The following is a 21,374-nucleotide window of genomic DNA, read 5'->3' as shown; positions in this document are numbered from 1 at the left end:
ACAGCGGCGATGGAAACATGATGAAGCGCATATCGTCGCAGCCGGTTTAAACGCTATCAGCAATAGACCGGCAGGAAAAAAGCTTCTGTCAGCATATCCGCGGCTTAAGTGCCGACTATCCGCCAGGTTGAGCCTGGCAGCCGCCACGATGGGCAGCGGCAATAAACCAACGCCCTCACTGTTATTGTTGGCTGCTTAAACTTAGCCGACCAACACCAATCTAATTTAACAGAAGTGTGGATACCGTCTTATGGAGCAAAACCCGCAGTCACAGCTGAAGCTGCTTGTCACCCGTGGTAAGGAGCAAGGCTATCTGACCTATGCCGAGGTCAATGACCATCTGCCGGAAGATATCGTCGACTCCGATCAGATCGAAGACATCATCCAGATGATCAACGACATGGGCATACAGGTTGTGGAAGAAGCGCCTGATGCCGACGATCTGATGCTGAATGAAAACAGCAGCGATACGGACGAAGATGCTGCCGAAGCGGCTGCTCAGGTACTCTCCAGCGTTGAATCTGAAATCGGGCGGACTACCGATCCGGTCCGTATGTACATGCGCGAAATGGGCACCGTCGAACTGCTGACGCGCGAAGGCGAAATCGACATCGCCAAGCGTATCGAAGACGGCATCAACCAGGTGCAGTGTTCCGTTGCCGAATACCCGGAGGCTATCACCTACCTGCTGGAGCAGTACGATCGCGTCGAGGCTGGCGAAGCTCGTCTTTCCGATATGATCACCGGCTTTGTCGATCCGAACGCGGCAGAAGAGATTGCGCCTACGGCAACGCATGTAGGTTCTGAACTCTCTGAAGAAGAGCGCGACGACGACGAAGACGAAGACGAAGAGTCCGACGACGACACCGCTGACGATGACAACAGCATCGACCCGGAACTGGCGCGTGAGAAATTCACCGAGCTGCGCACGCAGTACGAGAAAACGCGTACGGTGATCAAGGCCAAAGGCCGCAGCCATGCCGACGCCGTCAGCGAGATCCAAAACCTGTCCGACGTCTTTAAACAGTTCCGCCTGGTGCCGAAGCAGTTTGACTACCTGGTGAACAACATGCGTACCATGATGGATCGCGTCCGTACTCAGGAACGCCTCATCATGAAACTGTGTGTTGAAATCTGTAAGATGCCGAAAAAGAACTTCATCACGCTGTTCACCGGCAATGAAACCAGCGAAACCTGGTTCAACGCCGCGCTGGCAATGAACAAACCGTGGTCCGAGAAGCTCAAGGACGTGTCGGAAGACGTTCAGCGCAGCCTGATGAAGCTGGCGCAGATTGAAGAAGAGACCGGCCTGACGATTGAACAGGTAAAAGATATCAACCGCCGGATGTCCATCGGCGAAGCGAAAGCGCGTCGTGCGAAAAAAGAGATGGTTGAGGCTAACCTGCGTCTGGTTATCTCTATTGCTAAAAAGTACACCAACCGCGGCCTGCAGTTCCTGGATTTGATCCAGGAAGGCAACATCGGCCTGATGAAGGCCGTAGATAAGTTTGAATATCGCCGTGGCTATAAGTTTTCGACCTATGCTACCTGGTGGATCCGTCAGGCTATCACCCGCTCTATCGCTGACCAGGCGCGCACCATCCGTATCCCGGTGCATATGATTGAGACTATCAACAAGCTCAACCGTATCTCCCGCCAGATGCTGCAGGAAATGGGCCGCGAACCTACGCCGGAAGAGCTGGCCGAGCGGATGCTGATGCCGGAAGATAAAATCCGCAAGGTGCTGAAGATCGCCAAAGAGCCAATCTCCATGGAGACGCCGATCGGTGATGATGAAGATTCGCATCTGGGCGATTTTATCGAAGACACTACGCTGGAGCTGCCGCTGGACTCCGCCACCTCCGAGAGCCTGCGTTCAGCGACTCACGACGTGCTGGCCGGCCTGACGGCGCGTGAAGCGAAAGTGCTGCGTATGCGTTTTGGTATCGATATGAACACCGACCATACGCTGGAAGAAGTCGGCAAGCAGTTTGACGTTACCCGTGAGCGTATTCGTCAGATTGAAGCCAAGGCGCTGCGTAAGCTGCGTCATCCAAGCCGCTCCGAAGTACTGCGCAGCTTCCTGGACGATTAATCCAGCCTGTGTGACAAGAAGCCCCGGCCCAGGCCGGGGCTTTTTTCTATCTGAAGAAGGGTGCTCAAGGATCCTCCCAACAATGCGCCAGCAGACGTCCTGTCCACCGGCGATTTGCCCTACCCTGCGGTGTTGCAGGCTAAGCTGGCCACAACCTCTGTACCTCCCTGCTTAACGTGCAGCTCGCAGAGCGAGCCGCGCGTGATCCAGATAACGGCTATTACCGTTACACAAACCACTATTAAACAGAGCGCGAACAATTTTGCGCCATCCCAGGCCTCCTTTTCCATTGCTTTACAGCGGGTAAAAGGCTACCTTTACATTGTGGGATGTAGAAAGTAGCCTCACTTTGACTGACGTCGGGTGGGGCTTTTCTCTTTCCGTCCCGGCTGCCCGGAACAAAAAGATCCTGAGCACCCGTCGCGCAGTGTAGCGCGCTTTATCTCCCTCCGCTGGCGCAATTTACTAAACCTGATACTGGATCTGATTTTCCTGCAACAAGCGTGAAAACGGCAGGGCCTAAGGCCGTCTACCGTGGTGATCGTACCAGGGAATATGTAGCGGATTGAATGAAGGCGTTTTTAAGGTGCCTTAAGAAGGGTGCTCAAGGATCCTCCCAACAATGCGCCGGCAGACGTCCTGTCCGCCGGCGGTTTGCCCTACCCTGCGGCGTTGCAGGCTAAGCTGGCCACAACCTCTGTACCTCCCTGCTTAACGTGCAGCTCGCAGAGCGAGCCGCGGGTGATCCAGATAACGGCTATCACCGTTACACAGACCACTATTAAACAGAGCGCGAACAATTTTTGCGCCATCCCAGGCCTCCTTTTCCATTGCTTTACAGCGGGTAAAAGGCTACCTTTACACTGTTGGATGTAGAAAGTAGCCTCACTTTGACTGACGTCGGGTGGGGCTTTTCTCTTTCTGTCCCGGCTGCCCGGAACAAAAAGATCCTGAGCACCCGTCGCGCAGTGTAACGCCCTTCCTCTCCCCGCGCTGATGCAATTCACTAAAGCTGGCGCTGGCTCTGATTTTCCTGCAACGCCGATGTAAATCGTCTCAACGAGCAGCTAAAGCCATTACCAATTCTTTATAGGCCGCCACCAGCTCCTCTTGCGAAGCACGGTTCAGCCCGCTGGGATTGGGTAGCACCCAGACTTCCGTTTCACCCAGCTTATGCGGCTGCCTGCCCCATGCCACCTTACTGATGCCGAAAGCCTGCCTGTAGGCCTGCTTGCCTAATACCGCCAGCGCCTCGGGCTGATAGCGCATGATCTTATCGACTAACAGTTTGCCGCCTTCGCGTAGCTCCGTAGCGGAAAGCTCCGTAGCCTCACGGGTGGGCCTTTCCACCAGCATGGTGATACCGCAGCGCGTGGTCAGCAGCAGCTTTTCCTCTTCCGGCTTTAGCTGACGCTTGGTGAAACCCGCCTGCCAGATGGTTTTCCAGAAGCGGTTTCCGGGATGCGCAAAATGAAACCCGGTATGCGCAGAAGATTTCCCCGGGTTAATGCCGCAAAAAATCACGCTAAGGTCGGGCGCAAGAATATCGTTGATGCCATGTATCTCGGCTTCCATACGTTTTCTCCTGTCGTTCAGGGAAGAGTAAAATAGCTCAGCGCTTCACAGCCTCTTCCTGCTGACAAAGCGGCAATCACTTTCAGGGCGGCCGCCCTGCGTGTCTTCATCTTCGTGATCAATAGCTTTAAAGGTAGCTTACGGCGCCATGGCGCTTTTGCTTTGGCGCTCGAAAGCATCGCGCAGCCAGTGTACGAATCCGCTTACGGCCCGTGGGACCTGAGCAGCCCAGGGACGGACGACGTAAAGATGTTCGGCAAAAGCGCCCGGCGTTCGCCACTGCGGCAAAACCTCGACCAGTCTTCCGTCGGCAAGGGCACCCTGCGCGCTGAAATCAGGCAGCAGCGCGATGCCCAATCCTTCCAGCGCGGCATCCCTTATCGATTCGCTATTATTGGTCGCGAAGGGACCGCTGACATTAACCACGACTTTTTCGCTGCTGTTTTCCCGGCAAAAAGTCCACTGCGGCGTTTCCGTGCCGCGCGGATAGTAGAGGCACTGATGTTCGCTTAGCGCCTGCGGCGTTTGCGGCTGGCCGTACTGGCGCAGATAAACCGGTGATGCCACAACCAGCGCGCGCGTAGCGCATAGCGGTAGCGCTACATGCGTATCGGGCAGCGTATCGCTGTGGCGAATGGCAAGATCGAACCCTTCACTGGCCAGAGAAACCAGCCGATCGGACACTTCCAGCTGTACACGAACCTGGGGATGTTCTTTCAGGAAAGCGGTGATATGCGGCACCAGCTGCTGCCGGGCAAAAGCGACCGGCGCGGTTACGCGGATCAATCCCCGCAGCGGCCCGGCCGAATCGCGCACACTGAAAAAACTCTGTTCTATCTGAGCGAAAGGCGCACGCAGCTCCTCAACCAGTTTTTCGCCCGCGCTGGTCAGCCGCAGGGTACGGGTGGTTCTGGTTACCAATGGCACGCCCGCCTGCTGCTCCAGCTCTTTGATTTTCTGGCTCATGGCGGCCTTGCTGACTTCCAGCCTTTCGGCCGCGCGGGTAAAGCTGCCCTGCTCAGCCAGCACGGTCAGCCAGTGAAGATGTAGCCATAACGCATCGGTTTTTATAGCCATCGTCATTGTTCACTATAATAAATAATCATTTCAACTATAGCGCTTTTTCCCGCGCGCTAATGTCCCTAAAGTAACTTCTGCCGCTCAGGTGCCATTACACTATATTTTAAGGGGAAAACCATGCCATTACTGCAATTTGACGTCATTCAGGGTCGCTCGGAATCGGAACTGAAAACGCTGCTGGATGCCGCGCACCGCGCCGTGCTGGCCGCTTTTAAAGTACCGGCGCGCGATCGCTACCAGATTGTTCACGAAAACAAGCCTTATCAGATGGTGTTTGAGGATACCGGCCTGGGGCTGACGCGCACCGATAACCTGGTGATGGTACGGGTGTTTACCAGTCCACGCAGCGATGAGCAGAAGCAATTTTTTATGGCGGAACTGTGTCGTGAACTACAAGAAAGCTGCGGTATTTCACCGGCCGACGTGATGATCAGCTTTATCACTAACAGCAAGGGCGACTGGAGCTTCGGTAACGGCGTGGCGCAGTATATGACAGGCGAGCTTTGAGGCGTGGGCCGTGAAACAATCCCCGGCCGAAGCCGGGGAAAGCGAGCATCAGAAGTCGTAACGCAGACGCACCAGGTTCATATCGCCCAGGTTATCGCTGCTTGAGGTAAAGACGTGTTCATAATCCACGCGGAAACCGTAGTCGAGCTGGAAGGTGATCCCCACGCCGTTATCGATACGCTGATAGTCGCGATCGTTAACGTATTCCAGACGGTCGCCCATCACATACGGCATAAAGGTTTTCAGGCCGTAGTTGCCAACCGGGATGGTGTAGCCCGCGAGGTACTCAATACCCCACGCATCGCCAGCAAAGTAGTTATCCACGCCTTTTTTCTTGCTCAGCAGATAGTTCTGGTAATAGCCGCCGCCAAGCGAGAAGGTCCAGCTGTCTGGCTTCCAGCTAAGGGAAGTCCCGTAAATGTTCTGGTTCCAGGTTTTATCGTCGCCGGTGCCCGGATTACGCATATCAGCACGGGTATAGTTCCACGCCGCGCCCCAGGTCAGCTCTTTGCTCAGATGGTAATCCACGCCCAGCGAGCCGCCGCCCTGACGCTTGTAGCGCAGGCCATCACCCGGCAAATATTCGTTATCGGCAAACAGATAAGAAGCCAGCACGTCCGCATTACCGAAGGTGTTTTTATACTTCAGCATTTTGCGTGAACGGTAAGAACCGTCGTAGTCGCCGTTGATGCCGTTGCCCGGCGCCTGCGCCAGCATGTCGTAGTCCCAGATATCGGTTTTCGCGCCGACCACATCGTAATACACGCTGTTCTGCTGACCGAAGGTCAGTTTACCCCAGGTCTTGCTCTGGAAACCGGTGTAAAGCATACGGCGGCTGGTGTCATGCGCTTTGGCCGCATAATGGTTGTCCCAGTCGAACAGCGCCGGAATATTTACGCCCAGCTCGTAATACCCCACCCAGCTGACATCGTCAAACAGGTAGTAATCGGCCAGGAAACGGAAACGAGTGCCGCCATCAAAGCCGTTACGCTTATAGGCATTTTTACCGTCGTCGCCGGTCAGGTTATTGAACTGGGGACGGATACTGCCGCCAACGGTGAAATTCAGACGGCTCAGCGGATCGCCCGCCTGCGGATCCTGTTTGATCAACGTTACTTCAGCGTTTGCGGCAAAAGACGCTCCGCCCATCACCAGCGCCAGGCCGACAGCCTGACTTAACACGCGCATTTTTGTTAACATTATGTAGCCCTGTAAAGCATTGCTAAAAAAAGAGAGAACGAAAAAGCAAAAAAACGTCACATAAAGCCGATTTTGCGCGCGATTATAGGGATTAAGCGCGGCAGTACAGCGGATAAAAAAGGCTTTTGTAAAATCTCTTATCTATTTTTGTTTTAGAATTGCTAAGAGCGCCTGCCAATAAACGCCCGAGGCGACACGTTTCTCATTCCCTGTCCACATTGTGCCCCTGTTTCCCGATAACGCTGGAGAGCCTGACCAGGTTTTCGGCAGCGAAGGCCTTAATCTTTAATTAATTTATTTTTAGCCCTGACGATTTGCCAGCGTCCCTGAGCCTCGTTAAACGCGAAGTTAAACAGAACCTCAACGAAAGTTTATCCCCGTGACGGCGGTCATTTTTCTCGTCTGGCCGCTTATTGCCAGCCTTAACCGGCTGCGTTAAATTGGAAGATTCGCTACAAATTGGTGATGAATACCGGCAGGGACTGCCTTTTTCGGGGAATATAAAAAATAATGGGATCTGAATCACTTTCACTGCTTCTTTTTATCGCCTCGGCCGCGCTGTACAGCTGGAAAGCTGGAAAAAACAGGCTGGGCTTTTCCGCGATTGTTTTACTTCTGGGTATTTATATCGTGCTGAATGCTTCGCTGCTTGCCAGCAACTACTTTACGGGCGAAGGCATTAATGACGCGGTTATCTATACCCTCACCAACAGCCTGAGCGGCGCGGGCATCGGTAAATATTTGCTGCCGGCCGCAGGCATGGTGCTGGCGCTGCTGGTACTGTTTGCCCTGCTTGCCTGGATCTTACGACGCGGTCAAAAGCGTAGCGGCAGCAAGCTTTGCGGCCTGCTGGCGATTGTGCTGGCGCTGGCCTCGATCAAAACCACGCCCGCTTATCAGCAGGTGGCCGATCTGCTGAAATCGCAGCTGGGCAAAGGCGACTCCGATTTTTACGCGCACTATAAGGTGCCCGGCACGCAGATACGCGGCGATAAACCGAATCTGGTTTATATCTATGCCGAGAGCCTGGAGCGCACCTACTTTGACGAAGCAGCCTTTCCCCATCTTGCGCCGGAACTTAACGCCGTCAAAGCGGGTTCGCTGGATTTCAGCAACACCCAGCAGCTGCCCGGCACCGAATATACGATTGCGGGAATGGTCGCCTCGCAGTGCGGTATCCCGCTGTTCGCGCCTTTCGACGGCAACGCCTCCAGCTCGCTTTCAACTTTCTATCCGCAGAATGTCTGCCTGGGCGACATTCTGAAAGCGGCGGGTTATCAAAACTACTTCTACCAGGGCGCCAGCCTGAGCTTTGCCGGTAAAGATCTGTTCCTCTCCTCGCACGGGTTCGACCATCTGTATGGATTTAACGAACTGAAAAGCGTGGTGAAAGATCCGAGCTACCGTAACGACTGGGGCTGGTATGACGATACGGTGCTGGATAGCGTTTACGATAAATATGTCGAGCTGGCGCAGCAGGGTCAGCCTTTCTCGCTGTTTGCTCTGACGGTGGATACGCACCACCCTGACGGTTTTATTTCGCGCAGCTGCCAGCGCAACAGCTATCTGTGGGAAGGCAAACAAAACAAATCTTTCGCCGCTGTCGCCTGCAGCCAGCAGCATATTGCGCATCTGATAGAGCGGATCCGCGCCACGCCGTGGTTTAAAAATACGATTATCGTGGTCAGCTCCGATCATCTGGCAATGAACAATACCGCCTGGAAATTCCTTAACCAGCACGACCGCAGCAATCTCTTCTTTATGCTGCGTGGCGATAACGACGACGGTAAAGTCATTGCGGTTAAGCGCAGCACGCTGGACAACGGCGCGACGGTGCTGGACGCGCTGGGCGGCGATAACTTTATCGGCCTGGGGCGCAGCAGCCTTTCGTCTTCTTCTCTTGCCGCGACTTACCTGAATATCAAAGAGAAGATCAACGAGTGGAAGCCGGACGTGATTAAACTGTGGAATTTTCCGAAGGCGATTGCCGATTATAAAACGGATACGGTGAATAACACTTTCAGCTTTGCCGGCGTGCATTTCAAACTGCCGCTGCTACTCTCCGTTAAACCGGGCAAAATCGAGCCGAAGTTCGATGTCTATCTGGCGCCGCCGTTAAAACAGCAGCTGGCTAATTTTGCGCCGGATGAGAAGTTCGTCTGGATCGATAGCTGCTTTAAAATGGGCGATGTCTGGGATGAGAAACTGGCGCTTAACAGGCAGCTGTGCATTGCCGACGGCACGCTGAATTCACCGCCAACTATCCGCGAGATCAACCCCGGCGTGACTCAGGGCCGCGTGGGCTTCCGCCAGATTGGTGATCAAAGCGAGGAACGCTATCAGCAAACCGTGACCCGGCTGCGCATTGCCGATGAGGATTTACGCTATGCCTCCGACACGCTGCTGTTTGCCCTGCCTGGCCTGCCAAAACAGGTGCAGAAGGTCACCGGCCTTTCCTATATCGAACCTTGGGGCGGACGTTGGTCGGATGCCGGACTGCTGCCTGAAGTCACCCTTACCTGGCTGGAGCCGCTGCCGGAAACCTTCGATCTGCTGCTGACGGCCCGCGCGTTTGGCGCCAACAGCCAGCGGCCTTTCGTTGTTAAAATTGGCGATAGCGAGCAGACGTTCCGCCTGAGCCATAGCGACAGTACGGTCAGCATTCGCCTGTCCAACCCGACACGGGAACGCACGCTGGTTATCAGAGCGCCGGTGCCGGAAACCACTGCCGAAGGCGCGGTAGCCGGTTTCACCGCCCGTCAGCTTGGCATCGGGCTGGTAAGTTTAAAAGTCGTGCCTGTTCAGTAAATTGTCCTCTCCCCGGCCGCCCTGGCCGGGGAAGCCCGCCGCATTTTTTCTTTTCCGTCCATACCTTATGCGCGATTTCGCTCACAATGCCATCAAGTTTTCACGCCTGCTGCCGATTTAATGCCCCTGTAATGCTAAAGGTTTCCTCAGTGACTCTTTTTTAAACAGCAAGGAACAATCCGGATGATTTCTGTAAAAAACTTGAAAGTCGGCGTGCGCCTCGGCGCGGCGTTTGCCCTGGTAATACTGTTATTAATCGTGGTCAGCGTAACGGCTATTGTAAAAATCGGCAGCATTAACGGCGCGGTGGATCGCATTGTTAACGATCGCTATATCAAGGTGAGGCTGGCTTTTGACGCGCGCGACGGGGTTAACGATCAGATTAAATATCTGCGCGGGATGGTTATTGAGACTTCGCATCCGGAGAAAAACCAGAAGCGTTACGGCCAGCTGGACAGCGTGACGCAGCAAACCAACCAGACGATAGACAAGATTGCCAAACTGCAAACAACCGAAGTCGGCATCAAGAAAATCCAGGCAGTAAAAGAGGCGGCGCAGCAGTTTGAAGCGGCCAAAAGTGAGCTGCTTACTTTAGTGCGCGCCGGTAATCAGGATGCCGCCGCCGACTATGCTCTGATGAAAATGACGCCTGCCCAAACCGCCTATCTGGATATCGTAAAGCGTTTTGCCGACTCACAGTCCGGACAGCTGCAGGCGGAAGGCGCTAACGCCGTTGCCGATGGCGCTACCGCAATCCGCATTACGCTGATTTTCTCCACGCTGGCGGCGTTGCTGGCGGTCGTGCTGGGCTATTTCCTGACCCGCTCTATCGTTGCCCCGCTGCGCGAAGCAGTACGTATTGCTGAAAACGTGGCGGCGGGCGATCTGCGTACGCAGATCCGTGTAAATTCAACTGATGAAACCGGTCAGCTGATGCAGGCGTTGAAAACCATGAATGAAAACCTGCTGCGTATCGTGACCGAAGTTCGCTCCGGCACCGAGCTAATCGCTACCGCCTCCGGCGAAATTTCACTGGGCAATATGGATCTTTCTTCCCGTACCGAGCAGCAGGCCAGCTCGCTGGAGGAGACCGCCTCCGCAATGGAGCAGATGACCTCTACCGTGAAGCAAAACGCCGACAATGCTCGTCAGGCTAACGAGCTGGCCGCGCTGGCCTCGAAAGTAGCCGTGCAGAGCGGCTCGGCGGTGAATCAGGTCGTCAGCACCATGGAAATGATCAACACCTCGTCGAAGAAAATTGTCGACATTATCAGCGTGATTGACGGCATCGCCTTCCAGACCAATATCCTGGCGCTTAACGCCGCCGTGGAAGCCGCCCGCGCGGGCGAGCAGGGTCGCGGCTTCGCCGTTGTCGCCTCAGAAGTCCGCAACCTGGCGCAGCGTTCGGCCTCCGCCGCTAAAGAAATTGCGCAGCTGATCCAGGATTCCGTGAATAAAGTGGACGAAGGCGGCAAGCAGGTCGCCAAAGCGGGCACCACGATGGAAGAAGTGCTGGCCAGCGTGAAAAGCGTGACGGAAATCATGGGCGAAATCTCTATCGCCAGCCACGAGCAGAGCACCGGCATTGATGAGATCAATATGGCGATTACCCAGATGGATCAGGTTACGCAGCAGAACGCCTCGCTGGTGAATGAATCCGCCGCCGCCGCGCAATCGCTGCAGGAACAGGCTGAACAGCTTTCCCGCGCCATCGGCATCTTCAAAGTAAGCCACAACGCGGCCTGACGGCTAACGGCGGCCCGTAAAAAAGAGGGCCGCCGCTCTTTTTTCCTCTCCAGGAAAAAGATTAGTATAAGGGCACTTTTCCGCTCCCGATGGATATACGCACGTTGAAACCACTCCACCTGCTGGCGCTCTGCGTCCTTTTTCCGCTCGGCGCGCTGGCCGCAAGAACCTCTCCCGATCCTTTACTGGCCTCGCAGATTGTCGATCGCTACGCGCAGAATATCTTCTATAACACCAAAGCGACCGGCATGGCGATGGTGGCGATTGACGCCAACCAGCGCGTCTTTACCAGTCTTGGCTCGGTGCGTCCCGGCAGCAGCGTCAGGCCGCAGAAAACGTCCGTTATCCGTATTGCTTCGCTGACCAAGCTGATGACCAGCGAGCTGCTGGTTAAGCTCGCGGAGAAAGGCGTGGTGCGGCTTGACGATCCGCTAAGCAAATATGCGCCGCCGGGCAGCGCGGTACCGGCCTATGCAGGCCAGACGATCCGCCTGATTAATCTGGCTACGCATACCAGCGGTTTGCCCCGCGAGCAGCCCGGCGGCAAGCCGAACCGGCCTGTTTTCGTCTGGCCAACCGCCAGCCAGCGCTGGAACTGGCTGAAACATGCGCAGCTGAAAGCCGCGCCGGGCACCCGCGCCGCCTATTCCAATCTGGCTTTCGATCTGCTGGGCGATGCGCTGGCTCGCGCCGCAGGCACCTCCTATCCGGCGTTGCTACAGCGTGAAATTACGCGCCCTTTAGGCATGAAGGATACGACTTTTACCCCCTCGCCCGAGCAGTGTTCGCGTCTGATGATCGCGGAAAAAGGCGCCAGCCCCTGCACCAATACGCTGGCCGCTATCGGCAGCGGCGGCGTCTATTCGACGCCTGACGATATGGGACGCTGGATGCAGCAATTCCTGTCTTCCGATCTGCAGGCGCGTTCGCCTCAGGCCGATCGCATTCAGACCATGATTTATCAGCGAGGCCAGCTGACCAACGTCGAGGGAATGGACGTGCCGGGCAAAGCCTCCGCGTTGGGTATGGGCTGGGTTTATATGGCGCCGCAGGGCGGCCGGCCGGGCATTATCCAGAAAACCGGCGGCGGCGGCGGCTTTATTACCTATATGGCGATGGTGCCGCGCTATAGCGTCGGCGTGTTTATCGTGGTGACGCGCTCGCCGCAGACCCGCTTCACGCCAATGAGCGATGGGGTGAACAACCTGCTGACGGAGCTTATCGGCAACACGCCGGACAGCGCGCAGCTGGCCGCCTCCATAATGGAAAGCGAGTAGCTGTCGACGGCGATGGTCTTGCTGGGTTATCGCCGCCCTGCCGCATAAGCGTATTGAAAACGTGGCGGCGGTATTCGTCTGAGCGGGGAAACCCGCTCTTTTCCACCGACATTTCCTGAGCGCCCCGGCGTTTGTTAAGCTGGGCTTTAAAGTTCATTTATCAGGAGCCAGCGTGCAGGAAAAAACAGAACCGGCAGGGAAAAAACCGCGCGAACCTCGTACACCGCGACAGCCGCGCACGCCCAGAGAAACGCTGGAACCGCGTGAACCAAGAGAGCCACGGGAACCGCGAACGCCGCGAGAACCGCGTAAACCCCGAGAACCGCGCGCACCACGGCAGTCACGCTTGCCAGAAGAACGGCACACGTCAGGAGAGTCGCATACGCCAGGAGACACTAGCGTACTATGGGAGCTGTGCCCATCAGCAGAGGCTTGCACGCCAAAAGAGTCTCGTGCACTACAGGGGCTGTGCGAATCAGAAGAGCCTCGCATGCCAGAAAAGACCTGTACACCGCGAGAACCTCGCCCATCAGAAGAACCGCACGAGCCCCGTCAGACCAAAGCTGACGCCACGCCTTGCTCTGAAAAAAGCGGATGGACCGGCGCAAAAAAGCGGATTACGTCAGGCATAAATAAAATCAGGCAGAGAATATCGTCGCGGCTGTGCTTATAAGACATCGGCCGCCAGGACGCCTTTTCCTTTATTTCGGCCGGGCTGCCGAGCGTTCAGCCCAACGATGCTATTCAACGCGAATGTAATGGCCAGCCGCAGAAACGTTATGACCAAACCCGCAGTCACCGTTAACCTGAGTCGTTAAATCCATTGGGGTAAAGAGCAGCGTGACATCACAGTTGCCCCAGTCACCTTCCTCACGTTGTTGCAGTACGCCTCTGCCGTTCTGGATGGTGGCCTTTCCTTCAAGGCTGCCGATATTCGGGCCGTAATACATCGCCATCAGCCCTGGCGAGACGCCATCAAAGTTAATTTTGTAGTGGTCCTGTTCTGCCGAGATGCTGTAGCTATTCCACATCCCTTTTCCTGCGTATTCCCAGTATTCACCAGCGGGCGAAGCAGGCTGCGGTAAGGCAGCAAGTTTCTCTTTTATTAACCCCAGATTATATTGCGATTTGGCGTCTTTCTCATCAATCAGCAGCCAGGCTTTTGCCTTACGATAGTCTCCCTGACGTATCCAGGTGAGCGCCACATTATTATAAGCTACCGCAATAGCGCTATCTGGAAGCTGGCAACTTTCACTCCAGGCTACCTGTTCTGTATAGCTGTAGCGTGCCTTTTCATACTGCTTTGCTTTATAAGCTTTATCGCCTGCTGCGGCATAGTTCTTAATTTTCATACAGTCGATTTCAGGGTGATCCGCATCGGCAAAGGCCATCATTGGGGAAACCATCAAAACTCCGGCCGTGATTGCACGTAACATAGCTCTACCTTATAAAATTAACGGACCCGCAGCTTAACAAACCCTACCGTAAAGATAAGCCCTGATAGTCATTACTCCATCCTGAAGACTCGCCGTGACCTGATCTTAATCAATACTCGTCCGGGCATTCCTCCGCATATTTCCAGCCAGTGATAATAACGTTTGTGATTTTAAAAAATTTGAAACGAGTGGAGAAGATGATGCTACAAAGAATGATTCTGAACGAGACCTCCTGGTTCGGTCCCGGCGCTATCTCGCAAATCGTCCATGAGGTCAGCCAGCGCAGCCTTAAAAAAGCGCTGCTGGTTACGGATAAAACACTGCTTAAAGCGGGCGTAATTGAAAAGGTCACCGCGCTGCTGGATCGGCATCATCTTCCTTACGTCATTTATGACGAGGTGGTGCCGAACCCGACTATCGCCGTCGTTACCCAAGGCGTGGCGGCATTTAAAGCCGCACAGGCGGACTATCTGATCGCCATCGGCGGCGGCTCGCCGCAGGATACGGCAAAAGCTATCGGCATCATTATCAACAACCCTGAATTCGCCGATGTTCGCAGTCTGGAAGGCTTTGCCAAAACCAAAAATCCCTGCGTACCGATTATCGCCATTCCGACCACGGCAGGCACGGCGGCGGAAGTCACCATTAACTACGTGATTACGGATGAGGAAAATCGCCGTAAATTTGTCTGCATCGATCCGCACGACATTCCGGTCGTCGCTATTATCGATGCGGACATGATGGCGAGTATGCCGCCTTCACTCAAGGCCGCCACGGGGATCGATGCGCTGACCCACGCTATCGAAGGCTACACCACTAAGGGCGCCTGGGAGCTGACCGACGCGCTGCATCTGAAGGCGATTCAGATTATCAACCGTTCGCTGCGCGCTTCCGTAGCTGGCGACAAGCAGGGCGTAGAGGATATGGCGCTGGGCCAGTACGTGGCAGGCATGGGCTTTTCCAACGTCGGGCTGGGCCTGGTGCACGGTATGGCTCACCCGCTGGGCGCGTTCTACAACGTGCCGCACGGCGTCGCCAACGCCATTATCCTGCCGCACGTTATGGCGTGGAACGCCGATTTCACCGGCGAGAAGTACCGTGATATCGCCCGTGCGATGGGCGTCACCAGGGTGTGCAGCATGAGTCTGGGCGAGGCAAGAGAAGCCGCTGTGGAAGCCGTCCGACAGCTTTCTGTCGACGTCGGCATTCCTGCCCGCCTGCGCGATGTGGGCATGAAAGAAGAAGATATTCCGGCGCTGGCGCAGGCCGCCCTGGACGATGTTTGCACCGGCGGCAATCCACGAGAAGCAACGCTGGACGATATCGCCAGCCTCTACCGCAAAATCTATTGATCGCACGCTATGCAGGCCGCTGCGCCTGCATGTTGCGCAGGCAGTGAAGCCGCCTGCCGGAACGCTGCTGAATGATTGATGCCGCAATCGGCCAGGCACAAGATAGCTGATGGCGGCGTCATGGCTTGATACATGACAAAAAAGAGTAAGCAGATGCGGTGTGCCCCTTGCTGCTTTGCTAACGAACGGCTCGTTCAGGGATGGTTACAGTGAAATACGCCTCAATACCTTTTAACCAGAATCACAATGGCTGGCTGCGCGAGACGCCTGCAAGCCGTCCTGCGCTGCGCGGCGACTGCGAAGCGGACTGGGCGATCGTCGGCGCAGGCTTTGCCGGTCTGGCTTTCGCTCGTCGGCTGGCCAGTCACAATCCGAACCTGAAAATTGTGGTGGTTGATGCCGCCAGCGCGGCGGAAAGCTCTTCAGCCAGAAACTCCGGCTTTGCGATCGGCCTGCCGCATAATATTGGCAGCTCGACGGCGGAGCTGAAAAAGGCGCAGGATTATCGATCCTTATTACAGGCCGGGATCGACGAATTAAAAACGATCGTGACGGATCGAGGGATCGATTGCGAATGGGAGAAGGCCGGGAAGTATCACTGCCAGGCCGATGCACGCAGCGAAAGCGTGTTGCAGGAGTATCGCGATAATCTTGAGCTGATGGACGAGGCTTATGAGGTGCTTGACCGCGAGACGCTGTCGCAAAAGCTGGGCACGCATTTTTATCACAAGGGCATCTATACGCCGGGCGCGGTGCTGCTCAACCCGGCAAGCCTGGCGATCGGGCTGGCCGCAACGCTGCCGGAAAACGTCACTCTTTATGATATGACGCCGGTGATGGCCATTCACTACGGCAAAATAAATCGCCTTGTCACGCCTTTCGGCACGCTTTGTGCGCCGAAAGTGATGCTGGCAACCGCTGCCCTTTCCCGCGAACTGGCGCCGGGCATCAGCAAGCAGGCGGCCATGGCGACTTTCGCCAGCCTGACCGCGCCGCTAACCGATGAACAGCGCCAGCGGCTGCCGATCATGAAGAGCTGGGGCCTGACGCCGGTTAACGCCATCGCGGGCGCCACGCTGCGCTACACCGCCGATCGCCGCATTTTAATTCGTCAACACGTGGTGCCGGCCCTGCACGGCCGCGTAACTGCTACGCAAACTTATGCCGCCACGCGGCTGCACAGAGCCACGTTCAACAAAATTTTCCCCCAGCTCACGGACGTCAGCCTGACCCACAGCTGGTCGGGCACCATCAGCGTAACCCGCAACGGCGCGCCGGTCTGGGGCGCGCTGAGCGGCGCTGTTTACACCGCCAGCGGCTGCAACGGGGCGGGGATCTCTAAGCAGACTATCGCGGGATCGCTGCTGGCGGATTATGCGCTAGGCTATGATAATCCGCTGACGGCCACGATGCTGGCGCTGGGCGAAGCAAATTACCTGCCGCCCTCCCCGCTGCTGGATGCGGCCATTGCTGGCTCGCTGCTGAAAGAGCGCTGGCTGGGGAGAAACGAAGCGTAAGGCGGGCACCGCCGCGAATCGCTTTATTTACTCAGCCATTAGCGGCGGCGTAAGGTTTTAGGTAGTAATGCCTTTGAATAGCAAGCCGGACAGCTCTGACTGTAGCTACAGGCAATTTTGCAGCGTAAATATCAGACAGACATATACGCTGCAGACTAAAAAAATTAAAACCGGGCTTTATTATTCCGTCGGCCTCTCCGCTCAGCCAAATCTCGTCATCTCTGCCAGCACACTGTAATTATCTTCTACCGGCAGCAGCTTTTGCTATTTATCAAACATCGGCCAGGGTCAGGAAGCGCCAAAAAGGAGACGATCGCCGATCTGAATATCGCCGCACGACCAAAGCAGGCTCAGGCAGCGCGGCGGCATTCCATCTGTATAAAAAATATTTGTCAGCTGTGAAGCCGTGCACTATTAAAGCGTATTGCTTACGTTACATTACCCTGATATCGACTTGCATAAGGTATTTAGCATGGAAGCTGAATATAAGATCGCGGAGTTTCTGGATACGCACAGGCTGCAAAAGCTACAGGACAACTTCAGCCAGACAATGAGAATTGCGCTGGTAGTGGTGGACGCCGCTGGTCTCCCCGTCACCAGGCCAAGCGGCTTTTCTGACTTTTGCGCCCGCTACCGCCAAAACCCGGACCAGGCGGAACGCTGCCACGCCTGCGACAATGCCGGCGGTCGGGCGGCCATGCAGGCGCGGAAACCGGTCATCTACCGCTGCTGCTGCGGCATGGTTGAGTTTGCCGTACCTGTGGTTATTAACGAGCATTATCTGGGCGCTTTTATTGCGGGTCAGGTCAGAGTTGAAGCGGAAAAGGCAAAAACGATCCCCTGCATTCTGCCCAATCGCCCGCGTCGAAAAATCACCCCCTCTCTGAAGCGCTTTCATCAGGCAATACCGATTACCCCCTATCGCCGCTTTGAGCTACTGGCTGAAACCCTGCTGCATATGGCTTCCTGCCTGGTGGAACAGGCCTGGGCCACCACCATCCAGCGCGAACTGCATAAAAAAGAACGGCAGCTGACCCGTGAATTGCGCAGGCGAGTGGAAACGGAAAAACTGCTGCACGAGGCGGAATTTAAAGCGCTGAGCTACCAGCTTAATCCGCATTTTTTATTTAACGTGCTGAATACCATTGGTCGGCTCGCCTTTCTGGAAGAAGCGCCGCGGACGGAAGCCATGGTGCATGATTTCTCCGATATGATGCGCTATCTGCTACGCAAAAATAATCATGCCGTTATCACGCTTGAACAAGAGATCCATTACGTCAACAGCTATATGGCAGTGCAGAAAGTCAGAATGCCGGACCGTTTCACTTATCTTTGCGCTATTCCGGAAAAATATTATGGCGTCGCCTGCCCTTTTTTAACGCTGCAACCGCTGGCGGAAAATTTCTTTAATTACGTTGTTGAACCGCGGGAAATACCTGCCGTACTCCATATTCGCGCAACCGACGATGGTCGCGATCTTATTATTGAGGTCAGCGATAACGGCGATGGCATCGCACAACAGACGATAACCCAAATTTTAAGCGGGCCACCGGACAATAAACAGGGAATAGGCATCAGGAATATTATGCAGCGCCTGCAGCTGCTGTTTGGCGACGCTTACGGGCTGGAGATCTTTAGCGCCCACCGTCCCATGATGGGCACCACCATCAAACTTCGTTTTCCTCTTCAGCCTCAGTCGTAAAACAGGAGCCGGTTATGTCCACCGTGGTGATAGTTGAAGATGAACCGATGGAAGCGGAAAGCCTGCGCCGCATCGTAGCGGCCAGTCAGCAAGGCGTGCTGATTTATGACGCTCCGACCGGTAGAAAAGCCATGCAGCTGATTGATGAACTGCCGCATATCGACCTGATTTTTGTCGACCTGACCATTCCCCGCCCCGACGGCAGGCAGGTTATTCAGTATCTGCGCACCAAAAGCAGCGCTACCCGCGTTATTGTCACCAGCGCCAGCGACGACTTTGATCTTCTGCGTAGTATGCTGCCTTTGCAGATTGAAGATTATCTGCTGAAACCGATAAAAAAGCAGGCCATCATTGATAAGGTTAACGGTAGCCTGAGCGCTGATGCGCACGGAATGGCCCGTGGCGAAGCGCTGAAGCGGCGGCTTCAGACGCTTATCGCCCGGTGTGACTATCCACAATGGCATGACCTGCTGTTGGACGTACACAAACGCGCCTTTCTTGGGGACAACCAGGCAAGCCGCGAGCTGGTTCTGCTGCTGGAACTGATATGTCGGCAGGCGTCATTAAGGCCGCCGATGCGGGAGAAAATCGGCATGCTGGCGCTACAGGTCGGGCAGGACGGCGTAAGCCAGGCGCGTTATCGGCGTCTGGTTCTGCTGCTGTTGCAGGCAAGCCGGGAAATATTTGATGCAGCCCTGAAAACAAGCACGCAGTCCTTTGTCGCCCGGGCAAAATTTCATATTGAACGAGGCATAACGGAAAATGTCACGCTGGATGGTATTGCCGCCAAATCTTTTATCAGCGCCTGCTACCTGAGCCGAAAGTTTAAAAAAGAGACGGGCACAGGTTTTTCCGCTTACGTTAGCCATCGCAAAATGCAGTTTGCCTGCGCCCTGTTACAGTTCAGCGATCTGAATATTCATACCGTTGCACTGGAGCTTGGCTGGCAGGATGCCAACTATTTCTGCCGCATTTTTAAAAAGGAAACGGGCATGGCGCCGTCAGACTACTGTCGTCAGATGACGGCGACCGGAAACAATAAAGACCAGACAAAAAAGTCTCTGTAACGGGCAAAATAGTTTCCCTGGCTCCGTCAGGGAGGCCGGTAAAATAGCGGGATAACATTAAGGAGAACGCTATGCCCGGAAAAAGCCTTGGGCTGATTGAAACCGTGGGGCTGGCCGCCGCGGTGGAAGCCGCCGATGCGGCCCTGAAATCGGCCAACGTGACGCTGGCAGGCTGCGAGCAGACCAAAGGAAACGGTCTGATACTGGTGAGATTAACGGGAGAGGTGTCGGCGGTGAATGCTGCCGTCGAAGCAGGCGCGGCAGCAGCCAGCCGCATGGGCAAGCTTTACGCCCATCGGGTCATAGCCAGAGCGGCAGAGGGCATTGGGGCGATGACGCAAATTACCTGTAAATCGGTAGCCCCAACGCGGCCTGCTTTGCCTGCCGACACAGGCGCGAAGACTGCTTTGCATGACGACGTAACGGCGAAAGCTGTTGTGCCTGACGATATATCAAACGACGTAACGGCGAAAGCTGTTATGCCTGACGATACATCAATGCCGGTTTTACCTGGCAATGTAACGACGAAAGCTGTTGTGCCTGACGTCACCTTAACGCAGCCGGTTTCGCCTGGTGATGCACCAGTACAACCCAGATCCGAAGCAGAGACAGATCCGGTCAATAACGGAGCGGATATCAACGCCAACGAGCCGTCTTCCGATGCGATATCTCCTGTTCAGGATGCTGTAACTAAAGGTAATAAGTCGGCACGTCGTTCCGGTCAACGCAAAAAATAGGCGGTGGTGGCGCCGCGCTTTTCCTTATCACCAGCCTACCGTGCGTCTTTCCTTTACCGCAGCCGATCTCGTATCTTTACCACCAGCCAAACCGTATACCTTTCCTTTACCGCGGTCGCTCCCGTGTCTTTATCACCAGCCAAACCGTATACCTTTCCTTTACCGCAGTCGATCCCGTCTCTTTATCACCAGCTTTCCTTTACCCCAATTGACCCTGTGTTTTACCTCCGGCCAACCGTGTCATCTCCTTTACCCCGATTGCCCCTCTGCTTTGATCACCGGCGACCACGCGCCCTGGCCGTCGGCCAACGCTGTCCGTTTGTTGCGATCGCCCAATCACCATCGCTAGCCGCCGGTATGGCAGGTAAATCCCAGCCCTTCCACTACCGCTTTCAGCGGCCCGATGTCGACCTTAACGGCGCTTTCCCGCAGCGGATAGTCACGGCCCAGCAGAGCATATTTGTTTTCGCCAAAATTATGGTAGGGCAGCAAATGGATCTCGGTGACGTTCATCATCAGTCGGGCGAATTCCGCGATGCGCCGAACCTCTTCGGGGCTGTCGTTAACGCCGGGGATCACCGGCACACGCACCACCGTTTTGGTAATAAAAGAGATGCGCAGCAGATTTTCCAGAATACGTCGGTTATCCACGCCGGTATTTTCCCGGTGCACCGTCGGATGAATAGCTTTGATATCCGTCAGCGCCAGATCGACCCACGGAAATACCTCATCAATCACCTCTTTACTGGTTAAACCGGTGGTTTCTATTGCGGTATGCCAGCCCTTCGCCTTGCAGGCTTTCAGCAATTCGCGAGCGAACTCAGGCTGCGCCAGCGGCTCGCCGCCCGAGAGCGTGATGCCGCCGCCGGATCGTCGGAACAAATTTTCCTCTTTCTGTAGCTCGCGCATTACCTGGCCGACCGTCATACGCTTTCCTTTCATCTCCAGCGCGCCGGTCGGACAAACCTGCGTACAGTCGCCGCACTGCGTGCAGCGCGTGCGATCCACAAAGAAAGGATTGTCCGGCGACAGCGCCTGCGTGGGACACACGCTCAGGCACTTCCCGCAGCGGATGCAGTCACGGTTTTTAAAAAGCAGCTCTGGCCCGGGGCGCTGCGACTCCGGGTTGCAGCACCATTTACAGGCCAGCGGGCAGCCTTTAAAAAACGGGATAGTGCGAATGCCCGGCCCGTCATGCAGCGAATAGCGCTGAATATTAAACAGCACGCCTTCCGTTTCGTAGTCGACTTTCATCCTGTGTCCTGCTGGCTGGCA

Annotated in this window: 17 protein-coding genes; 10 read left to right on the top strand and 7 right to left on the bottom strand. The window is 55.4% G+C overall.

Going from position 1 to position 21,374, the window contains the following annotated elements:
- Positions 1–250 precede the first annotated feature (250 nt).
- Positions 251–2,095, top strand: coding sequence for an RNA polymerase sigma factor RpoD (gene rpoD / locus QZH36_RS08670; protein WP_125287187.1), 1,845 nt, complete (start codon positions 251–253; stop codon positions 2,093–2,095).
- Between the two features lie 119 nt (positions 2,096–2,214).
- Here the strand turns inward: rpoD and QZH36_RS08665 are convergent, their stop codons facing one another.
- The 4 genes from QZH36_RS08665 to QZH36_RS08650 all read right to left on the bottom strand — a co-directional run bounded on the left by QZH36_RS08665 (position 2,215) and on the right by QZH36_RS08650 (position 4,747).
- Positions 2,215–2,385 carry a Hok/Gef family protein gene (locus QZH36_RS08665; RefSeq protein ID WP_301729994.1) on the bottom strand — a complete coding sequence of 57 codons (171 nt, stop codon included), beginning with the start codon at positions 2,383–2,385 and terminating at the stop codon, positions 2,215–2,217.
- 369 nt (positions 2,386–2,754) lie between these two features.
- Positions 2,755–2,907 carry a Hok/Gef family protein gene (locus QZH36_RS08660; protein ID WP_253458178.1) on the bottom strand — a complete coding sequence of 51 codons (153 nt, stop codon included), beginning with the start codon at positions 2,905–2,907 and terminating at the stop codon, positions 2,755–2,757.
- Between the two features lie 244 nt (positions 2,908–3,151).
- Complete coding sequence (gene mug, locus QZH36_RS08655) at positions 3,152–3,670, bottom strand: G/U mismatch-specific DNA glycosylase (protein WP_301729993.1); 519 nt, start codon at positions 3,668–3,670, stop codon at positions 3,152–3,154.
- Positions 3,671–3,808: 138 nt separating this feature from the next.
- Entirely contained in the window at positions 3,809–4,747 is a 939-nt protein-coding gene (locus tag QZH36_RS08650; protein ID WP_253458172.1) for a LysR substrate-binding domain-containing protein, read from the bottom strand.
- A gap of 120 nt (positions 4,748–4,867) precedes the next feature.
- On the opposite strand from QZH36_RS08650, the gene QZH36_RS08645 reads away from it, so the two are divergent.
- A complete protein-coding gene (locus tag QZH36_RS08645; RefSeq protein ID WP_253458169.1) occupies positions 4,868–5,257 on the top strand; it encodes a tautomerase family protein in 390 nt (129 codons plus the stop codon).
- A gap of 48 nt (positions 5,258–5,305) precedes the next feature.
- On the opposite strand, the gene QZH36_RS08640 is transcribed toward QZH36_RS08645, so the two are convergent.
- The gene (locus tag QZH36_RS08640) at positions 5,306–6,457 is read right to left on the bottom strand and encodes a porin (RefSeq protein ID WP_253458166.1); all 1,152 of its coding nucleotides are present in this window, start codon (positions 6,455–6,457) and stop codon (positions 5,306–5,308) included.
- Positions 6,458–6,967: 510 nt separating this feature from the next.
- On the opposite strand from QZH36_RS08640, the gene opgB reads away from it, so the two are divergent.
- The 3 genes from opgB (at position 6,968) to ampH (ending at position 12,288) form a co-directional block, all read left to right on the top strand.
- A complete protein-coding gene (gene opgB / locus QZH36_RS08635; RefSeq protein WP_301729992.1) occupies positions 6,968–9,265 on the top strand; it encodes a phosphatidylglycerol--membrane-oligosaccharide glycerophosphotransferase in 2,298 nt (765 codons plus the stop codon).
- 183 nt (positions 9,266–9,448) lie between these two features.
- The gene (locus QZH36_RS08630) at positions 9,449–11,011 is read left to right on the top strand and encodes a methyl-accepting chemotaxis protein (protein WP_301250653.1); all 1,563 of its coding nucleotides are present in this window, start codon (positions 9,449–9,451) and stop codon (positions 11,009–11,011) included.
- 89 nt (positions 11,012–11,100) lie between these two features.
- Positions 11,101–12,288 (top strand): D-alanyl-D-alanine-carboxypeptidase/endopeptidase AmpH, encoded by a 1,188-nt coding sequence (gene ampH / locus QZH36_RS08625; RefSeq protein ID WP_253458157.1) that lies wholly within the window; start codon positions 11,101–11,103, stop codon positions 12,286–12,288.
- A 740-nt stretch (positions 12,289–13,028) separates the two neighbouring features.
- On the opposite strand, the gene QZH36_RS08620 is transcribed toward ampH, so the two are convergent.
- A complete protein-coding gene (locus QZH36_RS08620; protein ID WP_301729991.1) occupies positions 13,029–13,679 on the bottom strand; it encodes a tetratricopeptide repeat protein in 651 nt (216 codons plus the stop codon).
- A 245-nt stretch (positions 13,680–13,924) separates the two neighbouring features.
- Between QZH36_RS08620 and fucO the strand changes: the two genes are divergently transcribed.
- The 5 genes from fucO (at position 13,925) to QZH36_RS08595 (ending at position 20,099) form a co-directional block, all read left to right on the top strand.
- Positions 13,925–15,076, top strand: coding sequence for a lactaldehyde reductase (gene fucO, locus QZH36_RS08615; RefSeq protein WP_301730156.1), 1,152 nt, complete (start codon positions 13,925–13,927; stop codon positions 15,074–15,076).
- Between the two features lie 209 nt (positions 15,077–15,285).
- Positions 15,286–16,593, top strand: a complete 1,308-nt coding sequence (locus tag QZH36_RS08610) for an NAD(P)/FAD-dependent oxidoreductase (protein WP_301729990.1) — start codon at positions 15,286–15,288, stop codon at positions 16,591–16,593.
- Between the two features lie 472 nt (positions 16,594–17,065).
- Positions 17,066–18,295 (top strand): sensor histidine kinase, encoded by a 1,230-nt coding sequence (locus QZH36_RS08605; RefSeq protein WP_301729989.1) that lies wholly within the window; start codon positions 17,066–17,068, stop codon positions 18,293–18,295.
- Between the two features lie 14 nt (positions 18,296–18,309).
- Positions 18,310–19,362 (top strand): helix-turn-helix domain-containing protein, encoded by a 1,053-nt coding sequence (locus tag QZH36_RS08600; protein WP_301729988.1) that lies wholly within the window; start codon positions 18,310–18,312, stop codon positions 19,360–19,362.
- 71 nt (positions 19,363–19,433) lie between these two features.
- Entirely contained in the window at positions 19,434–20,099 is a 666-nt protein-coding gene (locus QZH36_RS08595; protein WP_301729987.1) for a BMC domain-containing protein, read from the top strand.
- Between the two features lie 345 nt (positions 20,100–20,444).
- Here the strand turns inward: QZH36_RS08595 and QZH36_RS08590 are convergent, their stop codons facing one another.
- A complete protein-coding gene (locus QZH36_RS08590) occupies positions 20,445–21,353 on the bottom strand; it encodes a glycyl-radical enzyme activating protein (protein WP_301250661.1) in 909 nt (302 codons plus the stop codon).
- Positions 21,354–21,374: the final 21 nt, after the last annotated feature.

The sequence above is a fragment of the Erwinia wuhanensis genome (genome assembly GCF_030484085.1).
In the GTDB taxonomy this organism is placed as follows: Bacteria; Pseudomonadota; Gammaproteobacteria; order Enterobacterales; family Enterobacteriaceae; genus Erwinia; species Erwinia aeris.
This window is presented reverse-complemented; position numbering and strand designations above follow the sequence as displayed.

Bases quoted from the DNA above. Each gene is read 5' to 3' on its own strand.
- rpoD (WP_125287187.1), top strand. From the start codon at position 251: ATGGAGCAAAACCCGCAGTCACAGCTGAAGCTGCTTGTCACCCGTGGT.
- QZH36_RS08665 (WP_301729994.1), bottom strand. From the start codon at position 2,385: ATGGAAAAGGAGGCCTGGGATGGCGCAAAATTGTTCGCGCTCTGTTTA.
- QZH36_RS08660 (WP_253458178.1), bottom strand. From the start codon at position 2,907: ATGGCGCAAAAATTGTTCGCGCTCTGTTTAATAGTGGTCTGTGTAACG.
- mug (WP_301729993.1), bottom strand. From the start codon at position 3,670: ATGGAAGCCGAGATACATGGCATCAACGATATTCTTGCGCCCGACCTT.
- QZH36_RS08650 (WP_253458172.1), bottom strand. From the start codon at position 4,747: ATGGCTATAAAAACCGATGCGTTATGGCTACATCTTCACTGGCTGACC.
- QZH36_RS08645 (WP_253458169.1), top strand. From the start codon at position 4,868: ATGCCATTACTGCAATTTGACGTCATTCAGGGTCGCTCGGAATCGGAA.
- QZH36_RS08640 (WP_253458166.1), bottom strand. From the start codon at position 6,457: ATGTTAACAAAAATGCGCGTGTTAAGTCAGGCTGTCGGCCTGGCGCTG.
- opgB (WP_301729992.1), top strand. From the start codon at position 6,968: ATGGGATCTGAATCACTTTCACTGCTTCTTTTTATCGCCTCGGCCGCG.
- QZH36_RS08630 (WP_301250653.1), top strand. From the start codon at position 9,449: ATGATTTCTGTAAAAAACTTGAAAGTCGGCGTGCGCCTCGGCGCGGCG.
- ampH (WP_253458157.1), top strand. From the start codon at position 11,101: ATGGATATACGCACGTTGAAACCACTCCACCTGCTGGCGCTCTGCGTC.
- QZH36_RS08620 (WP_301729991.1), bottom strand. From the start codon at position 13,679: ATGGCCTTTGCCGATGCGGATCACCCTGAAATCGACTGTATGAAAATT.
- fucO (WP_301730156.1), top strand. From the start codon at position 13,925: ATGCTACAAAGAATGATTCTGAACGAGACCTCCTGGTTCGGTCCCGGC.
- QZH36_RS08605 (WP_301729989.1), top strand. From the start codon at position 17,066: ATGGAAGCTGAATATAAGATCGCGGAGTTTCTGGATACGCACAGGCTG.
- QZH36_RS08600 (WP_301729988.1), top strand. From the start codon at position 18,310: ATGTCCACCGTGGTGATAGTTGAAGATGAACCGATGGAAGCGGAAAGC.
- QZH36_RS08595 (WP_301729987.1), top strand. From the start codon at position 19,434: ATGCCCGGAAAAAGCCTTGGGCTGATTGAAACCGTGGGGCTGGCCGCC.
- QZH36_RS08590 (WP_301250661.1), bottom strand. From the start codon at position 21,353: ATGAAAGTCGACTACGAAACGGAAGGCGTGCTGTTTAATATTCAGCGC.